Genomic DNA, 15,999 nt, shown 5'->3' on the forward strand with positions numbered 1-15,999 from the left:
CAGACCATGACCTGCGGCACCCCAACACACAGTGACTGCACCGACGCTTTGGCAGCACCACTTGCGACAGTTGAATACGCGAGCTCACCAGTACCAAGGCCGGAGAGGCCCGTGAGTTCACGGAAACTGAAGGGCTTTTGGCGGGAACCCCAGGATGGATTGTCGGGTTCTCGTGGGTTCGGCCTTCGGGTTCAGGCGAACACACGGGTGGTGCCGAGCGGGCCGCCCCTGGGTGTCTTCCCTGGGAACGGTGCTGACACCGTAGGAGTCATGAGAGCAGAAGGAACGGCACCGGAACCGGAAGCCCCTATGCAGAGTGGCCTCACGTCTCTGGGGGAGGTGGCATGCCGTTATCAGGCGGATGAGATACGGCCGGAGGACCTGCCGATGATCGCGGCTGAGGCACTCGCGGCCGGGCTGGACACCCCGACGCTGTGCGAACTCGCCGGTTGGCCTCGCAACGCGGATGCCCGCGATATTCGCGACGCGTTCGAGCAAGCACTTTCCGAGTCAGGGATCGGGTTGCCGGATCGGGGCCTGGCACGGCGCCACGCTCTGCGCCGGATGGCGGCGAGACTCATCGATGGAGAAATCACGCCCGCCGACCTGGCGACGGACGATTGGTGGGAGACGGAGGTCGAGACCTCGGCGGAGCAATCGTTCGTGGAGCTGATCCCGCAATGCGAATGCTGCATTGAGTACACGTTGGGGCTTGACCAGCAGACGTGGGCGACCCAGCTGCGGATCGCTGCCCTCGCCCTGACATCGTCTCCGCCGATCAGCCCCGGATGCTGACTGCGCCCGGCGTGCTCACTCTCGACAAAGGCGTGGACCGGTCAAGCAGACTTCACTGAAGTGGCTGTTCAGCGACATGGTCCAGCAGCGCCCGCGCGGAGTCCGCGTACCGGATCGCGGTCTTCTCGTCCAGGCCGAAGACCTCGGCGAGGTGGAGGGCGTCAGGGCCATGGGAGAGGGCTTCTTCGAGCTGCCGGTCGACGCGGAGCTGTTCCAGGGTGGCGGCCTGGCCGCGAAGCGGTGCGGTCAGGGAGACCGCGCTGACCGGGCCGGTGCCCAAGGCGGTGAACTTGTTGATCAGCAGGTGAGGGTTGGCGGTGTCGGGCCAGCGGCGGCGCCGGTGATCCAGCCACTCGCGGGCGACGTGCAGCGTCAGTTCGTCCATGGGACGGACCCTGCCGTCGATCACGAGCTTTCGGTTGCCGATGTCGAGGTCGTCGAGTTGGAGGCGCCGGATCGCACCGGATCGCGCGGCGTGCACGGCGGCGAGGGCGAGAGCCAGGCGGTCCGCTGGCTTGGTGACTGCCGCGACCGAGTTGTTGATGTACTCGGGCTCCAGGGGTTGGAGGATGCCGTATTGGTGCTGGCCGACGCGGATGCGGCTGGTCGGATTCTTGAAGATGATGCCGCTCTTCTTCGCCCGGCCGAACAGCGACCGCAGGACGATGAGCGTGTGCCGTCGCTGGCTGCCGTGGAGGGCATCGAGCTGAGTGAGGACGTCGTCGCGGGTCACCTCGCGCAGGTGGTCGTGCTGGGTTGACCACTCCAGCAGGACGGGGCGGATCCGGTTTAGGTAGTTCCAGACCGTGGACTCGTCGCGGGGCTGGGACCTGGGGCCACCGTCGTGCAGGAGGCGGGCCCAGTGCTCAACGTCGCGGCGGATTCCGGGGGCGATGCCTTCGAGCTTGCGCTCCAGCCATTGTTCGAATGACGGCGTCCGGTCGTCTTGGAAGACGCCGATGTGGGCGAGTACTTCCACTGTGCGTTCGATGCTGAGCCCGCGGGATCGCAGGGCCGGGAAGATCTCGGAGTGCCGCACGACTTCGCCGTTGACATGGCCAGACAGCACGATGACCAGGGCTCGGCCGACGTCGAGGCGGACACGGCGAGGCCAGCCGTGGGCTTCGCCGAGACGATGTGCGGTATGCCGGGCCCAGGCCAGCCACGGGTTATCGAGCCGGGCATGTTCCTGGCGATTGAACCGGGTGAAATCTCGGCGGGCCTCGAACAGCGGCGGCTGGAGCCAGCCGGAGAGCGGCCGGTAGGCGGGGGCCGGGTCCGGGTGGCGCGGGCGACCCCGACGTCGTCCCTTCTTACCTCTGGGAGGGCCGGGCTGACGCGGCCGGTGGAGGTTGGTGAAGAACAGTTGATGATGCTGAACCTTCTCCAAGTAGGGCTCCAGCACGGTGACTTGGCCCTTGGCTTCCTGGCTTGCCTGATGTGACTGAGCACGGCAGATGACTCGGATAGACAACTTGGATGCTCAGAATTCGCCCCAAGCACTGTGAGTCGCATCGGGCGGGTTCAGTAAGCGGTTCCTGCCCCGGCGGGCGAGCCGGTGCTGCAGCCGCTCGGACCCGAGCCGGCCGACCTCCCAGACCACCAGTTCACCATTTACGTGCGCTACCGCGCCGGTCTCAGCGACAGTTACGGGGGTCGCTCTGCCCGTTGCCGCGCCTGCCCGCGGTTCCCTGAGCGCAGGTCTGGTCCACGCCATGCCCGGTGAGAGTCCCGATTACAGTCCCCGACTGATCACCCGGTCTCGGGCCGACCCCGCATGGGTGTTCCACGATGCTTGAGCCAACTCGGGCCCCGTCCGGGGTACCGGTGCGCCCAGGTTTTGGGGGCGCGGGAAGCGCAGGTGCCGAGGGCTATGGCTTGGAATGGGACTGCCGCAGGCCGTACTGGTGGTCGATGCCCAGGTTGTCGCGCAGGGTTTCGCCTTCGTATTCGGTGCGGAACAGGCCGCGTTGTTGCAGGAGGGGGACGACTCCGTCGACGAAGGCGTCCATGCCGTCGGCGTAGATGTCGGGGGCGACCCAGAATCCGTCGGCGGCGCCGGCTTCGAACCATTCCTGCATGTGGTCGGCGACGGCTTCTGGCGGGCCGATGGGGGCTGGGTGATAGTCGATGACGGCGTGGTGGAGTACCTCGCGCACGGTCCAGCCTTCCTTGGCCACATCGAGGGCTCGGAACGAGCGTGGGTCGCCGCGGTTGGCGCGTGCCAGGGACAGTTGCTCCGCGCTCAGTGGGGTGTTGAGGTCGTCGGGTCCCAGCGGCAGGCCGATGAGCTGGCCGAGGTAGTGCACGTGTTGGATGATGTCGGGCTCGACCAGCCTGCCGCGCCGGGCCAGTGCCTCTGTGTGGGTCGCGGCGATGGTGGGGGCCACTCCGGCGAAGAACTTGATGTCGTCGGGGTTACGGCCGGCGGCTTTTGCGGCTCGGCGCAGCGACTCGCGCTGGCGGCGGGCGTCGTCGATGGTGAAGACCTCGCTGATGAGGATGTCGGCGTAGCGGCCGGCGAGGGCGTGACTCTGCGGGCTGGCGCCGGCGTGGGCCATGACGGGCTGGCCCTGCTTGGACGGGGGGATCTCGAGCGGGCCGCGGGAGGAGGCGTAGGTTCCGTGGAGGTTCACCGGCGCGATCTTGGTCAGGTCGCTGAACCGCCGGGCGCTCTTGTCGGCGATCCAGGCGTCCTCTTGCCAGCTGCCCCAGAGCGCCTGGACGATCTGGATGACTTCGTCGGCCCGGGCATAGCGGGTTTCGCGGTCTTCGATTGCGCGCCCGAAGTTCGCGGCGGCATGGGGGGCTGAGGTGGTCACGGCATTCCAGCCCATGCGCCCGCCGGAGACCACGTCGAGGGACTTGAGCACGCGGGCGATGTTGTAGGGCTCTTCGAATGTGGCGCTGACGGTGTTGACCATGCCGATGCGCTCGGTGGCCAGCGCGATGGCGGTGGCCACGACGGTCGGCTCGAGGGTCTGGCCCGGCGCGTGTGCCTCGCTGCGCTGGGACTGGGCGAGGAAGTCACCGAGGAAGATGAAATCCAGCTTGCCGCGTTCGGCGGCCTGGGCGTAGCGCACCAGGGCGTGGATGTCGGCGTAGTCGGCGGGGGCGACCTGGGGCTCCAGCCACGCGTACGGAAGGCCCAGGCCGTTGGAGACGATGGTGGCGAGGTGCATCTGCTTGCGGGACATCGGTCTACTTTCGTCCGTGGTGGATGGCGTCGACGTGGCGGTTGTAATAGGTCAGCGGAGCGGCGTCGTCGTCGCGTTGGTGGGCGATGACTTCGAAGAGGACCAGCTCGTGGTCGCCGGCCGGGATGTGCCGGTAGGGCCGAACGACGAACGTGGCTGCCGCCCGGGGCAGGGTGCGCGCCTGAGCGGTCGCGTGGTCCAGGACGGTGCCGTCGAGCCGGGCAGGTCCCGACATGCGCAGCTGCGGCACCAGGGCCGCGTGGGACTCGCCCAGGATCGTGATACCCAGTTCCTGCGCCTGGCGTAGTCGTGGCCAGGTGGTTGAGGTGTGGGTGAACGCCATGGAGACGAGGGGCGGCTCGAGGGAAACGCTGGTGAAGGAGTTGGCCAGCATTGCTTCGTCGTGGCCGTCCACCTCGGCGGCGATCAGTGCCATTCCGGTGGGGTAAGCGGCGAAGGTGTGCCATATGCCGGCGGGCGGTGGGGTCTGCATTGATTGTCTCTTCTGGTACGCGCTGGACTACCGAAGCGGATGGTGCTTCCGCTGTTGGTGCTGCGACTGCCGCGGACGGGGTGTGGCGGGCGGTGCGGGCAGCCGTCCGGGCCGCCCGCCCCTTCACTGGCTGCCGGGCGCGGGCATTCCCAGCCCGGGACGGTGCGGCGGTGGCCTGCTCGGCCGGGCGCCGCGGTCTTTGTTGACCGTGCAGTGCGGCGGCCGGGCCGCCGCACCATCGTGGACCGGGTGGTCACATGAACAGGACGCGACTCAGGCGGACGGACCAGTCCGAGTCCGGGTTGGTGGTTTCGTCCCCCATCCTCTCCGTGATCGCGGTGACCGCCAGGTCGCGCCGCTTGGGCGCGCGCGTCGCGTCTGCCGCTTGCAGCGCGCCCGGCAGCTCGGTGAGGGTGAGGTCGGTGCAGTAGCAGGGTGTGCCGGGCTGCTGCCGCCACGATTGGGCGAGGGTGCCTGCGTCGAAGGCGTCGAATCCGGTGTCCTCGACGAGGGCCATGGTCAGGTCCCGGTCCTCGGGGCTGTCGGCCGCGACGGGCACAGCGATGCGTCCGGCGTTTTTCGCGGGCTTGCCCTTGATCGCGAGCGACTCGGAGCCGATCGCGTTCCACGCCTTGGCGGCCGGCCGGCCCAGCTGCTCGGCCACCCACAGACTCTCGACCTGGCCGGCCTCGATGGCCTCGATCCGGCCGTCCCGATGCGGATAGTAGTTGGAGGTGTCGATGACCACGGTGTCGGCCGGCAGGCCGGTGATCAGCGGCGCGACCTGCGGGAACCTATCGAAGGGGGTGGAGAGGATCACGGCGTCGACGTCTGCGACGGCTTGAGCTGCCGTGACCGCGCGTGCGCCCGTGGCCAGCACGTCGGCCTGGATCGTTTCCGGGCCGCGCGAGTTGGCCGCTTTCACCTCGTGCCCGGCCGCGCTCAGTTTCAGGGCCAGGGTTTTACCGATGTGTCCGACGCCCAGAATGCCGATTTTCATGGTGGGTCTCCTTGTCGTGAGGTGGGCGAGCCGTCCTGGGTGGCCCGCCGATACCGGGTGCAGAAGGGGGGGCTGGTGCAGCAGCCGGCCGGGCCTGCCCCTGTAGCCGTTGTGAGCGGTCAGTGCGTCGCTGTCGACGGCGCGGGCGGTGCAGCGGCGGCGTTGTCGGATGCCTCGCTGGTGTGAGGGGCCGGCGGCTGGGGTGCGGCTGCGGCCTTGCGGACGCAGAGGGTGCCGATGATCGCGAGGCAGCCTATGACCGCGGCTGTCGTGAAGGCGGCTTGTGCCGCCGAGACGGACTGGGCCAGGTTGAGTGCTCCGGCGTCCTGTGTGTGGGAGCCGATGGTGTAGGCCGAGATCAGGACGGCGCCGCCGGCAGCGCCGGCCAGCTGCTGGGCGGTGTTGAACGCCGCGGTGCCGTGCGGATAGAGCTCGGCGTGCAGGGAGGACAGTGCGGCCGTCGTCATCGGCGCCCACATCAGGGCCTGCGAGGCCGTCATGACGAGGTAGGCGGCCAGGAGCGCCGGGACACCGGTGTTCTCGTCCATTCGGCTCAAAAACCACAGGGAGCCCGCCCAGATGACTGCTCCGGGGATGGCCAGGGGCCGAGGTCCGTGGCGGTCGTAGACGCGTCCGCCGAGGACCGAGACGAGGGCGATGAGAATTCCGCCGGGTAGCAGGAAGAGGCCGATCTGGAGCGACGTCAGGCCGACGACGTTGGTGAGGACCAGTGGGAGGGCGATCGTGGTGCCGAGTGCGACCATCGCGACGACGAGCATGACCAGCAGCGGCACCGTGAACGAGCGGGTGCGGAAGATCCTCATGTCGAGGAAGGCATCGTCACTGCGCTGCAGCACGGTCTGCCGGCGCACGAAGGCCGCGAGGGCCACAAGCCCGATGACGATCGGAAGGTAGGGCGGGACGGGTGCGTGGCCGGAGGCCGACTCGCCGATCGCGGACAGGCCGAAGACGAGGGCGCCGAAGGCGACGGCGGACAGGACCAGGGACAGCACGTCCAGCCTCACGGGCTCCGGGGTGGTGATGTTGCGCAGTCTGGCGGCACCCAGTGCCAGTCCAGCCAGGGCGACGGGCAGGACCAGGATGAACAGCCACCGCCAGCTGAGCTGGGAGATGACCAGGCCGGACACCGCCGGGCCGAACGCGGGCGCCACCCCGGTCAGACCGGTGACCAAGGCCATCGTCCGGCCTCGGCGATGCGGAGGCACCAGGCGCATCGTCGTGGACATCAGCAGCGGCATGAGGGCGGCTGTGCCCATGGCCTGGATGATGCGGCCGGTGAACAGCACCCCGAAACCCGGGGCGACGGCGGCGATCGCCGTACCGAGGGCGAACAGGGCCATCGAGCCGAGGTAGATGGTGCGGAGGTTGAATTTCCGCATGAGGAAGCCGGTGGCCGGGATGAGGATCGCCAGCGTCAGCAGGTAACCCGTGGTGAGCCACTGTCCCGTGGTGGGAGTGATGCCGAGATCGACGATCAGGGTGGGAAGCGCGACGCCCAGCAGCATCTCGTTCAGCAGGACGGTGAACGCGGAGACCATCAGGATGCCGATGACGAGGACATCTCCGGTGGCCAGTTTGCCGTCGCGACGGGTCGGTGGCAGTGCGTCCGTGGCGGCCTGCGCCGCAGCCTTGTCGGGGGACATGTGATCTCTTTCGTGGTTCGTGGTGTTGCGGGAGCAGTCGAAGGGCCTGTGCGGGGTGTGCATGCTTTCGGCGCACGCACAGGGTCGGGCCGCACCTGCCCAGGCGGCGCGGCCCCTGCCGGGAGCCGGCGCGCCGGAATTTCCAGCGGTGGCTCCTCGATGGCCGCGGCGCGGTACGCCGCGCCGGGCTTGCCCCCGGGGGCTGCGGATGCCTGTCGAGGCGGCAGGCGGTAGCGCCGGAACCCGATAAGGAGGTAGTCTCCGTTTCATGGGCGACGATAAGGAGAGAGTCTCCGGATTGTCAAAGAGAGGTGGAAGGACATGGGTGAGGCAGCCACCGGCGGGCGTCGGCAGCGGACGGACAAACAGCGCAACCGCACGCACATCCTCGAGGTCGCGGAGCAGTTCTTCGCCGAACAGGGCATCACCGGCTCCATGGACGCCATCGCGAAGAAGGCCGGGGTCGGTCCGGGCACGCTCTACCGGCACTTCCCCAACCGGGAGGCCCTGCTGGCTGCCCTGCTACAGGCCCGCGACGAAGAACTGGAGGCACGCCGCGTCGCCATCCAGCAGATGACCGACTCCCGCGCCGCGCTCGCTCAGTGGCTTCAGGCGCTGGGTGAGTGGGCGACCGCCTTCGACGGCCTGCCCGAACCCCTGCGGGCCGCACTGACCGAAGGCACGTCACCCCTGGCGACCACCTGCCAGGGTTACATCACGATTACCGACGAGTTCCTCCACGCGGCGCAGCGCGACGGCTGCGCCAAGCCGTGGGTACGGGGCCGCGACCTGTTCCTCAGCACACTGGCCACGGCCTGGGCGCGCAGCGCCGCCCTGGCCGACGAGTCCTCACCCGACGGGCTCAGCGCCCTCGTGCGATCCGGCTGGGAGACACCCGCCGAGGAGGCGATGCCCCACAGCGACACCAGCCCGTGACGACCGTAGGCACAGGCAGGTGACGGTGACGCCCCTCCGCGAGATCGGCCCCGTGCACCCTTCACCGCGGGACGCCCGCCAACACCCGGGGAACCTCTCACCTGCTCCCGGTCCATTTCCGCCGGTCGATGCGCCGTCATCCGTCAGTTGTTCCGGCTTGTCCTTCAACAATGGCGATCTCGGCGACGCGGTGGAGGGCTCTCTGGTACGCCGCTGCCTTGCCCGGTTTTTTCTGCCAGGTACGGACGGTGACGGTGGAGGACTGCAGTGAGCCGAGAGGAATGCCGAGGTAGAGGGCGGCGGAACGGCGGGAGCGGCCGGTGGCCATCTGGACGAGGCGGATCGCCGCGTCCCGGCGTAGCTGTCGTTTCGGTGCGTCGAGATCGTCCAGCGGGGTAGCCCAGTGCTCGGGCAGGTCGGCCGGGATGGTGCGGGGGTCGAGCCGGCCGCGGTGGGTAGGGGGCTGCGGGAAGAGCGCGGGCTGGCCGGCGGCCTTGCGGGGAAGTCGGACGCTGCCAAGGATCGCCTCGGTCATGGCGGGTGAGCAGTGAGGGGCGTGCTGCCGGAGTCGGATGTGTGCGGTGCTGGTTGAGGGCAGGGCGGACAGGAGTCGGGCGAGCGTGTGGTGTCCGCTCGGGTCGTCGAGGATCGTCACGGTGAGGGCCATAAGGGTGGCCGCCGGCAGCGGGTCGGCCGGCGGGTGACCAAAGGTGCGGGCCACTCGTCCGTCGCCCAGTGCCTCTGTGCGCTCGGGGTGGGCGCGGTGGAGAGTTTCGACGTGAGCCGTGACCGTGTCCATCGGCCCGAACTGCGCGAAGGCGTCCTGGGCCAAGGGCCAACTGCCGCGGAGGGCCGATATGGTCGCCCGGACGTCGTTGAAGAACCACTGGGCGGACACCCGCTGCCCAAGGGACGTCACCTCGTGGTCGGCCCCGGTTGTAGCTGCTTCGGCCAGCCGGCGTTGCGCGTGTGTCATGGCTGGGGTGGGTCGCAGAGGTGGCCTGCTGAACTGATCGAGAAGCTGGCCGCAGGCGGCGACCCGGCCGGCGCCGGGACGATGGCGGCAGCGGGCCGGGTGCAGACGCTGGCCTGGGGCAGGGATGAGTTGTGTGGGTCGCCATCGTCCGTCGCAGCGGTAGCCGTTGGAGAATGCCGGCGCGCGACAGGCGGGGCACTGCCAGGCCAGAAGTCGGTTGTGCCGCTCGCAGAGGAAGGTGTGCGGGAGCCGCCAGGAGCCCTCCCAGACAGGGCCGCTAGGAACGTGCGCGGTGTCGCTGAGGCAGTCGGGGCAGTAGCGGCTGAATGCGGTGAGCACCCAGCCGTCGTTGGCCATGGTGACGGGGCTTTGATGCCGCCCAAGGTAGTCGATGCGCAGTGGCGTGTAGCCGGGCGCTTGCCCTGCGAGGGTGAGGGCGTGGACTTCGGCGGGGTCAAGGCGGCAGACGTCGGCAACTTGTTGGGCCCGGGGGTCATTGAGGCGGACCAAGTGGCGGGCAGGGAAAACCGGGCCCGTGGTGAGGCCGCAGAGGTGACCGAGATCCAGTGGCGGGACTGCGAGCCGGTGGGCAAGGCGCAGGAGGTAGCCAGGCAGCAGCTCCCCCGGTGCCGGGTCGAGGCTCCGGGGCAGTGCAGTGGTCATGCGGTGGCCGGGGTCGGGCCGTGATCGTCGAATGCGCCGTTGCGTCGGCGGCGCGGCCGGGCAGGGACGGCGGGGATCTCGCCAGCTTGGGCATCGCGGCCGGCGGCGTCGAGGAGGGTGAGCGGAAGGCTGTCGAGGAGGGGTTCGGTCAGCCGTTCGGCGCCGCTGGTGACCGCCTCGGTGCAGCCATCTTCTATTAGCCGCTCCAGCAGGCCGACGACGCCGTTGGTCCGGGCGTAGAGGTACTCGGGCATCGTGCCGTTGGTGAGCATGCCCGGTCGGGCTTTGAGCAGCCGCAGATGGTTCTCGACACCGGCGAGGTGGGAGGTCCAGGCTGTGGTCTGCTCGGGGGTGTCGTAGCGAAACCGGTCGAGTTCGACGAGGTCAAAGCGACGTTCGGTCTGGGTCGGCTCCCATCCGTTGACCGGCCGATGGCCTCGCCTTTGGGCGGCAGGACGGCCTTCGTCCATGAGGCCGGAGCCGGGGATGTCGACGCCGACCAGGACGAGGGTGACGTGCATGCTCATGAACGCGCGGATCAGGTCCAGGGTGTCCTGGTCGTCGGCGCGGTGCATCCTCAACCGGGTGATGTCGTCGAGGATCAGCACCTTCGTGCCGTGATCGGTGAGCGAGGCAGCGACCTGGGCGACCAGCTCAGGGAGAGCCATTCGTTTGGTCGGTGCCCCGTAGAAGTCGAGGATCGCCTTGCAGGTGCTCTTGGGTTTCGCGGTGACTGGTGTCTGCACGTAGGCGACCGGCACCCAGGCGTCCCGGGTGCCGGGAACCGTCTCGGGGTTCGTCCGGTGCAGCTCGCGCCAGGAGTCCTCAAAGGCGGCGGCGATCTCGCACACAGTCTCCGTCTTGCCCTGGTATCCGCCGCCGGACACGATCACCCCGGCCCGGGTCGCCGGGCGGGCTTTGAACGCGTTTTGCCGGATCCGCGCCGACAACAGCCGGTCCACCGCGCGGCTCATGGGCGTCCCCAGCAGCGGCAGGTTCGCGTGGGTGGAGGCACGAGCCAGATCATGGGCCGCCTTCGCCGCCGGGGACAGAGCTCGCCACCGGACCAGAGACATGCACGGTGCGGGCGTGAAGTCGTGCCGGGCAAGCCGCCACGCTCCCCAGCCGGCCAGCGTGTCCCGTACGGGGATATCGCCAATCACCGTGCTGTCCCCTCCCCACCTGCCGGGCTGTTTCCGACGCCCCTACTACCGCCGTCGTCGGCTGCGGGCCTGGCCCTCGGATAGAGGAGGCGGGAGCGTATGTCCTCCCCGAGCGGCGACGCAGGTACTGGAGGTATGCCATCGGTAGCCGCTCTGCGGCGCCGGACGCGGTCGGCCGTGATCGCTTCGGCTACCTCCTTGCTAGGCACGAGACGCTGCATGGGCGCGACTGGAGGCTGTTCGTCTGGGCGGTCCGCCAGGGCAGCTCGGGCCCGCGCGAGTTCCCGGGCCCGGGCTGCGGCCTTCTTCCGCGCCTCGGGCCGGCCCGGCCAGGACGCGACTGGGGTGACCGCGGCCAGCAGATCGAGCAGCACGGGCAGCAGTTCAGCGTCCGTACGCGGCCGCAGCCCCGCCCGGGCCGCCTCTTTGAGAAGCTCGCTCACCCGTGCGTCACTGAACGCAGGCACCGTCGCCCCTTCGGGCAGGGCGTTCCACGGCAGGGCGTGCCAGGTGCCGTCGAGCTCGATGAACACCTGTCGGCAGTCCCGCGGGTCCCGGCGCACCGCCCACTTCCCCGCGTGCCGACCGCCGCGCGCCGCCGGAGCAACCCGGCACGGGTCCAGCGCGAGGCTCCGCGCCCCATACCAGAGGCCGCCAACCTTCACCCCGCGCCGGGGATCGACCTTCACGAAGCGCACCGGCAGCAGCATGTAGTACAGGTCCGGCGACGGGATCTCCAGGCTGATGCCGTCCCGCGCGGCCGCAGCGGCAAACAGGGTATTCGGGCTGTGCCGTCCGGAGGGGTCCCAGGCGGGGGCGTGCTGGTCCAAGCGGCGGTTCTGCCACACCGCGACGACCCATGAGGCGAGCAGGTGCTCCATCTCCGCGACCGTCCAAGCCGCATCTGCCTCCGGATTGGCGCCACGGTCGGCTACGTCGATGCCACGCCAGCCTGGCACAAGTTCCAGCAGCAGCGACTGGATCGCCGCGAACGCCCGCTCACACGCTGCCTTGTCCGTCGGCCGCATCGCCCGTGCCGGCAGCACGTCCACCCCGAGCGTGCGGGCGACCTCGACCAGGTGGTGATTCTTGAAAGCCGCTCCGTGATCGACGGTGATGGCCTCGGGGGTGAAGAAGGGCAGGCCCGCTACCGGCCCTCCTGCCAGCTCGGCCACCAGCGCAGCGGGCACCCCGGGGTAGGGCCAGGCCATGTCCTCACCCCAGCCCGGGCGCATCGGCAGCGGCGACAGCACGTCCCGCAGCAGCATCGCCACCTCAACGGATGACTCTGCCACCGGCGTCAGCCGAAATGCCACGATCGAGTGCGAGTAAGCGTCCAAGGCGATCGTCAGGTGCACCGTGATCGGTGTGCTGAAGACATCGTCAAGAACCTTGACCGGCAACGGAGTCGAGTCCAGCACCACCACCTGCCCCGGCCGAGAGGCAACCACAGGCGCCCCGGCCGGCGCCGGGACAGCGGCCGCCGACCTCACGTACCGCTGACGGGCACCGCCTGGCCCGAACCACTCCCGCCACACCCGCGCCAACGTCGTCCGGTGCGGTACCCGCACCTCACGGTCCGGGAACACCTCCCGCACATACTGGTGGATCAACCGCTCCCGCGACACCATGCTGATGCGCGACCGGCGCAGACACTGCTCATGCACCGCCCGGATCGCCTCCTCCACCTCGGGACTTACAGACTGCCGGCCACGCGGCGCCCCAACCCGACGACCGTCGATCAATCCAGCCGAGCCCAGCTCGCGGTAGGCCGCAGCCATCCAGCCCAGGGTTCGCTCGCCCACCCCCGACCAGCCCAGCTGCCGCGCCGCCTCCTTGCCCAAGACGCCCAGTTCGAGCGCCTTCGCCCGGCGCCGCTCGGTCAACGTCGTCGTCGCCGGATCGTAGGCAGCCCGCGGCTCATCCATCCGGGCCCAGTACCGACTGCCACTGCGAAAACCGGTCTCCACCTCCAGAAGGTGTTCAAGCCGCAGCCGAAGCCTCTCACGCTCGCCCTCGGACAGGTCATCCAGCCCGAAGCGCTGCTTGGTCACAGCCCGGCCCCGACGGGATGAACCCAGGAGGCATCGTTCAGCGAGCGGTCGAGGTCCACGGCGAGACGACGGTGCCAGATCAGGTGAAGCAGGTGCGTACGCGCCACAGCCGACATCCCCGTCATCGCCGCGAGCTGCCACAGCCGCGTGGGCCCCGCCTTCGCCGCAGCCAGCAACCGAACCTGCAAGCCGAACGGATCCTGCATCGGGCGGCGCCGAGCAGCCAGTACCTCAAGCCCCTCCACCGCGCGCGAATGCCAGCCCGCCACCAACACGTAGGACCATCCAGCAGCCGAGGCCGCCCGGGCGGTCGCCGCGAACTTCACCGCGTCCGACCACTCCCCCCGACCGCCAGGCCGTACGTCCACCACTGACAGCAGACCATCGTCGTGGAAGACCGCGAAATCCGGGATGTGCTCCATTCGTCGGCCGGCCAGCGTGAACCGCAAGGTGAACGGCTGGGACAGAACCTCCATGGTCCCCGGCACGAAGTCGAGAACCAGCAGCAGTCTGCGTTCCGCGAGGCTTTCGAACCCGTGCAACCGGCCGGTCGCGGTGCTGTAGCCCAGCCCAGGCCGATGCCGCTGGCCAGGACGCCACGAGAACCGCCGGACCGGCACCAGCGCCTCCGGTGGAGGCCGCACGGCGTGTGTCGACACGGGAAATACAACTTCGGTGCCAGTCGCGGACCATGCCACCGTCCAGCTCCGCAGCGACGAGCTGGCGACCTCGTCCTCGACACCCGGCGTGATCACACACGGGGCGACAAGGTCATACAGCCCGGCCAGGTGCGACCACACGGCTCCGGATGCGGCAGGTTCAATGTGCAGCCAGCTCTTCACGTCACCAGCGCACCACGCCGCCAGAGCAGAGAGCGGAGATTCCGCGAAACATCCCAGTTCAGCCTCGGTGAGGGCTACCCTGCCCGCCAACTCGAACGCACAGCGCGACAAGTCCAGTGCTCATTGGACAGGTGTAGTGCTCAGTCACACCTGATGCCAGCACAGACGGCAGTACCCCTTCTTCAATCGCACGGTTCGCCGACAGCCGCTGCACTCGGCAGGCTCCTCGTTGCGGCGGAAACTCTCGCAGGCGCCGCAGGCCCGGCCGGGCAGCACGCCCCAGCCGAAGCAGGTCGGGCAACTGGCTGGCGGTTTGCACTTGCCGGCTGGCAGAACGTAGGCCATCACATCGGTGGCAGAGACCGGCCGTCACGGCGACGCGGCACCACCACCGGGGCCGGGCCACCCGCAGCGGCAGCCTGCTGGCCGCTCTCCTCGCTGGGGCTTCGGACTTTCTCTGGCTCGGGGATCAGCAGATCGCTGATCCCGCAGCCGAGGGCGACGCAGATGACGTCCAGGTCCTCCAGCTTGAGCGAGACCGGCTGGCCGGACCACAGCCCGGACATCTTGCCGGCCGAGATCACCAGGCCGTGCTCGGCCAGGCTCCGCTGGAGCTCGGACGCCTTCCAGATACCCTTGTTCGCGGCGGTCAGCCGCAGGTTCCACCTCATCGGGCCAGTCCTTCCAGCCGCTTCGCGGCCCGTTCCATCCCGGCGGCCCAGGCGTCCTCGACCCGGGTCTGCTGCACGTGGATATACCGCATGGTCGTAGCAATCCAGGAATGTCCGAGGACCTCCTGGATTGCAAGCAAGTCCAGCCCGTTTCCGTAGAGTTGGGACGCGCAGAAGTGCCGCAGGACGTGCGGTGTCAACCTGTCCGTCCAGCTCGGCAGATGGGCCTGGACCGCGCTGTCGAGCCCGTTGCGCAGGGCGTCGTCGCCGACCCGGCGGGCGGAGCCGTCGGTGTTCCTGCGCTCGGAGGGAAACAGTGGGGCAGCAGGGCGAGCGTGATCGTCGTCGAACTGGCCCCACACGTCCTCGATGAACCACCGCAGTGTCCGGTCGGCACCGTTGATCAGCGGAACCATCCGCTCGCGCGGCCCCGAGCCGCGGGCCCCCTTGCCGTGGCGGACGTGGAGTTTGCCGAAGCGGCCCAGGTCCCACTTGATGTCGTCCAGGTCGAGCCCACACGCCTCGCTCACTCGCAGGCCGACCTGGGACATCAACTTCGAGGCGGTGTAGTTCCGGGCGGTCGGGGCGAACTTCCGGCAGGTGGCCAGCTCGCCGCCCCAGCCGGTGAACAACGTCCCGATCTCCGGCTCAGTCGGCGGGATCCGCAGCTGGGCGTCCTTGGCCCCGCGCGGCCGGTTCATCTCGTCGATCGGGCACTCGACCACCCGGCCGGTCATCCGGTGGATCTCGACCTTGTGCCGCAGCTCCAGGAACATGAAATACGTGCTCAATGCCTGCGACCGGCCCAGCCGGGTGCCGCTGGGCGAGTGCCGCAGCACCTTCCCGAAGTACACGTCCGCGTCAGCAGGCTCCATGTCCCACAAGGGCCGGCCGAACCAGGTCCTGATCTGATCCAGGTGACCGACGTCCCCGCGGATGGTGCCGTCCGCCAGCCCTGCTGAGGCCCGTGCCAGGACGAACCCGGACAGCACATCGGTCTCGAACCGCTCCAGCTCCTCAACCGACGCGGGCGCCCAGTGTCCACGCAGGTCCCGTACGACTGCCAGCGCCGCCAACCCGAGCCTCCTCGCCTTCGACCCGACTGCGAATCGGTCGGACAAGATGAGAACGCTTCAAGAATCCCGAAGTTACGTCACAAGCCAACAGAGCACACGAAGGAGGAAGAACTCCCTGGCCACGGGCCCAGGGACTCAGCGGGGCTCAGGGGAACTCGCGGGATGTCGCACACTTCAAGCCGTCCCCGCCGATGACTTGATGCCTGCTGACGGAAACAGCGAGGCGAGGCGTGGACGACCAGCTACAGTCCTGGCGTGGCCGTCGTAGCGATCGTTCGCCGATTTACCGGCCCCCTGGCCCCCGAAACCCGAAGGGTGCCGCAGGGGGCGGACTTCGCCAAGTCTCCTACTGATCTTTTCGTAAGTTCGGTGGGTGTGGTGGCTGTGTGGGTGGGAGGCTGTCGGCGTGGCTTATCAACCTTCCCCTTCGGCTGCCGGCTCCTCCCTTCCTCCCTTGTCGCGGCCTCAG

13 protein-coding genes and 1 pseudogene are annotated in these 15,999 nt (G+C 69.0%); 2 read left to right on the plus strand and 12 right to left on the minus strand.

The genetic code is table 11. The annotated features are described in order from the left end of the window. The first annotated feature begins 387 nt into the window (after positions 1 to 387). Entirely contained in the window at positions 388 to 795 is a 408-nt protein-coding gene (locus tag ACWD0Y_RS32870; protein WP_388822232.1) for a hypothetical protein, read from the plus strand. A gap of 52 nt (positions 796 to 847) precedes the next feature. Here ACWD0Y_RS32870 and ACWD0Y_RS32875 read toward each other — a convergent pair whose 3' ends face one another. From ACWD0Y_RS32875 to ACWD0Y_RS32895, 5 genes are all read right to left on the minus strand, one after another. Next, positions 848 to 2,200 carry a hypothetical protein gene (locus ACWD0Y_RS32875; protein WP_450263935.1) on the minus strand — a complete coding sequence of 451 codons (1,353 nt, stop codon included), beginning with the start codon at positions 2,198 to 2,200 and terminating at the stop codon, positions 848 to 850. A 466-nt stretch (positions 2,201 to 2,666) separates the two neighbouring features. Beyond that, on the minus strand, positions 2,667 to 3,992 hold the full coding sequence (locus ACWD0Y_RS32880) for an NtaA/DmoA family FMN-dependent monooxygenase (RefSeq protein ID WP_450263936.1): 1,326 nt from the start codon (positions 3,990 to 3,992) through the stop codon (positions 2,667 to 2,669). A gap of 4 nt (positions 3,993 to 3,996) precedes the next feature. Further along, complete coding sequence (locus tag ACWD0Y_RS32885; protein ID WP_450263937.1) at positions 3,997 to 4,485, minus strand: flavin reductase family protein; 489 nt, start codon at positions 4,483 to 4,485, stop codon at positions 3,997 to 3,999. A 253-nt stretch (positions 4,486 to 4,738) separates the two neighbouring features. Further along, positions 4,739 to 5,485 (minus strand): NADPH-dependent F420 reductase, encoded by a 747-nt coding sequence (locus ACWD0Y_RS32890; RefSeq protein ID WP_450263938.1) that lies wholly within the window; start codon positions 5,483 to 5,485, stop codon positions 4,739 to 4,741. A 119-nt stretch (positions 5,486 to 5,604) separates the two neighbouring features. Continuing rightward, positions 5,605 to 7,149, minus strand: coding sequence for a DHA2 family efflux MFS transporter permease subunit (locus ACWD0Y_RS32895; protein ID WP_450263939.1), 1,545 nt, complete (start codon positions 7,147 to 7,149; stop codon positions 5,605 to 5,607). Between the two features lie 321 nt (positions 7,150 to 7,470). On the opposite strand from ACWD0Y_RS32895, the gene ACWD0Y_RS32900 reads away from it, so the two are divergent. Then, complete coding sequence (locus ACWD0Y_RS32900; RefSeq protein ID WP_450263940.1) at positions 7,471 to 8,085, plus strand: TetR/AcrR family transcriptional regulator; 615 nt, start codon at positions 7,471 to 7,473, stop codon at positions 8,083 to 8,085. A gap of 136 nt (positions 8,086 to 8,221) precedes the next feature. Here the strand turns inward: ACWD0Y_RS32900 and ACWD0Y_RS32905 are convergent, their stop codons facing one another. From ACWD0Y_RS32905 to ACWD0Y_RS32935, 7 genes and pseudogenes are all read right to left on the minus strand, one after another. Beyond that, positions 8,222 to 9,061 carry a hypothetical protein gene (locus ACWD0Y_RS32905; RefSeq protein ID WP_450263945.1) on the minus strand — a complete coding sequence of 280 codons (840 nt, stop codon included), beginning with the start codon at positions 9,059 to 9,061 and terminating at the stop codon, positions 8,222 to 8,224. A gap of 219 nt (positions 9,062 to 9,280) precedes the next feature. Next, positions 9,281 to 9,724: pseudogene (locus tag ACWD0Y_RS32910) on the minus strand (TniQ family protein); the annotation flags it as partial. Continuing rightward, positions 9,721 to 10,698 (minus strand): TniB family NTP-binding protein, encoded by a 978-nt coding sequence (locus ACWD0Y_RS32915; protein WP_450263941.1) that lies wholly within the window; start codon positions 10,696 to 10,698, stop codon positions 9,721 to 9,723. The pseudogene ACWD0Y_RS32910 and the gene ACWD0Y_RS32915, both read right to left, overlap by 4 nt. 185 nt (positions 10,699 to 10,883) lie before the next feature. Beyond that, complete coding sequence (locus tag ACWD0Y_RS32920) at positions 10,884 to 12,941, minus strand: transposase (RefSeq protein WP_450263942.1); 2,058 nt, start codon at positions 12,939 to 12,941, stop codon at positions 10,884 to 10,886. Continuing rightward, positions 12,938 to 13,783, minus strand: coding sequence for a TnsA-like heteromeric transposase endonuclease subunit (locus ACWD0Y_RS32925; RefSeq protein WP_450263943.1), 846 nt, complete (start codon positions 13,781 to 13,783; stop codon positions 12,938 to 12,940). The genes ACWD0Y_RS32920 and ACWD0Y_RS32925 overlap by 4 nt, the downstream gene beginning before the upstream one ends. Positions 13,784 to 14,127: 344 nt before the next feature. Next, the gene (locus ACWD0Y_RS32930) at positions 14,128 to 14,454 is read right to left on the minus strand and encodes a helix-turn-helix domain-containing protein (RefSeq protein ID WP_388822226.1); all 327 of its coding nucleotides are present in this window, start codon (positions 14,452 to 14,454) and stop codon (positions 14,128 to 14,130) included. After that, the gene (locus ACWD0Y_RS32935; RefSeq protein ID WP_450263944.1) at positions 14,451 to 15,530 is read right to left on the minus strand and encodes a tyrosine-type recombinase/integrase; all 1,080 of its coding nucleotides are present in this window, start codon (positions 15,528 to 15,530) and stop codon (positions 14,451 to 14,453) included. The genes ACWD0Y_RS32930 and ACWD0Y_RS32935 overlap by 4 nt, the downstream gene beginning before the upstream one ends. Positions 15,531 to 15,999: the final 469 nt, after the last annotated feature.

The sequence above is a fragment of the Streptomyces altiplanensis genome, from assembly GCF_053591575.1.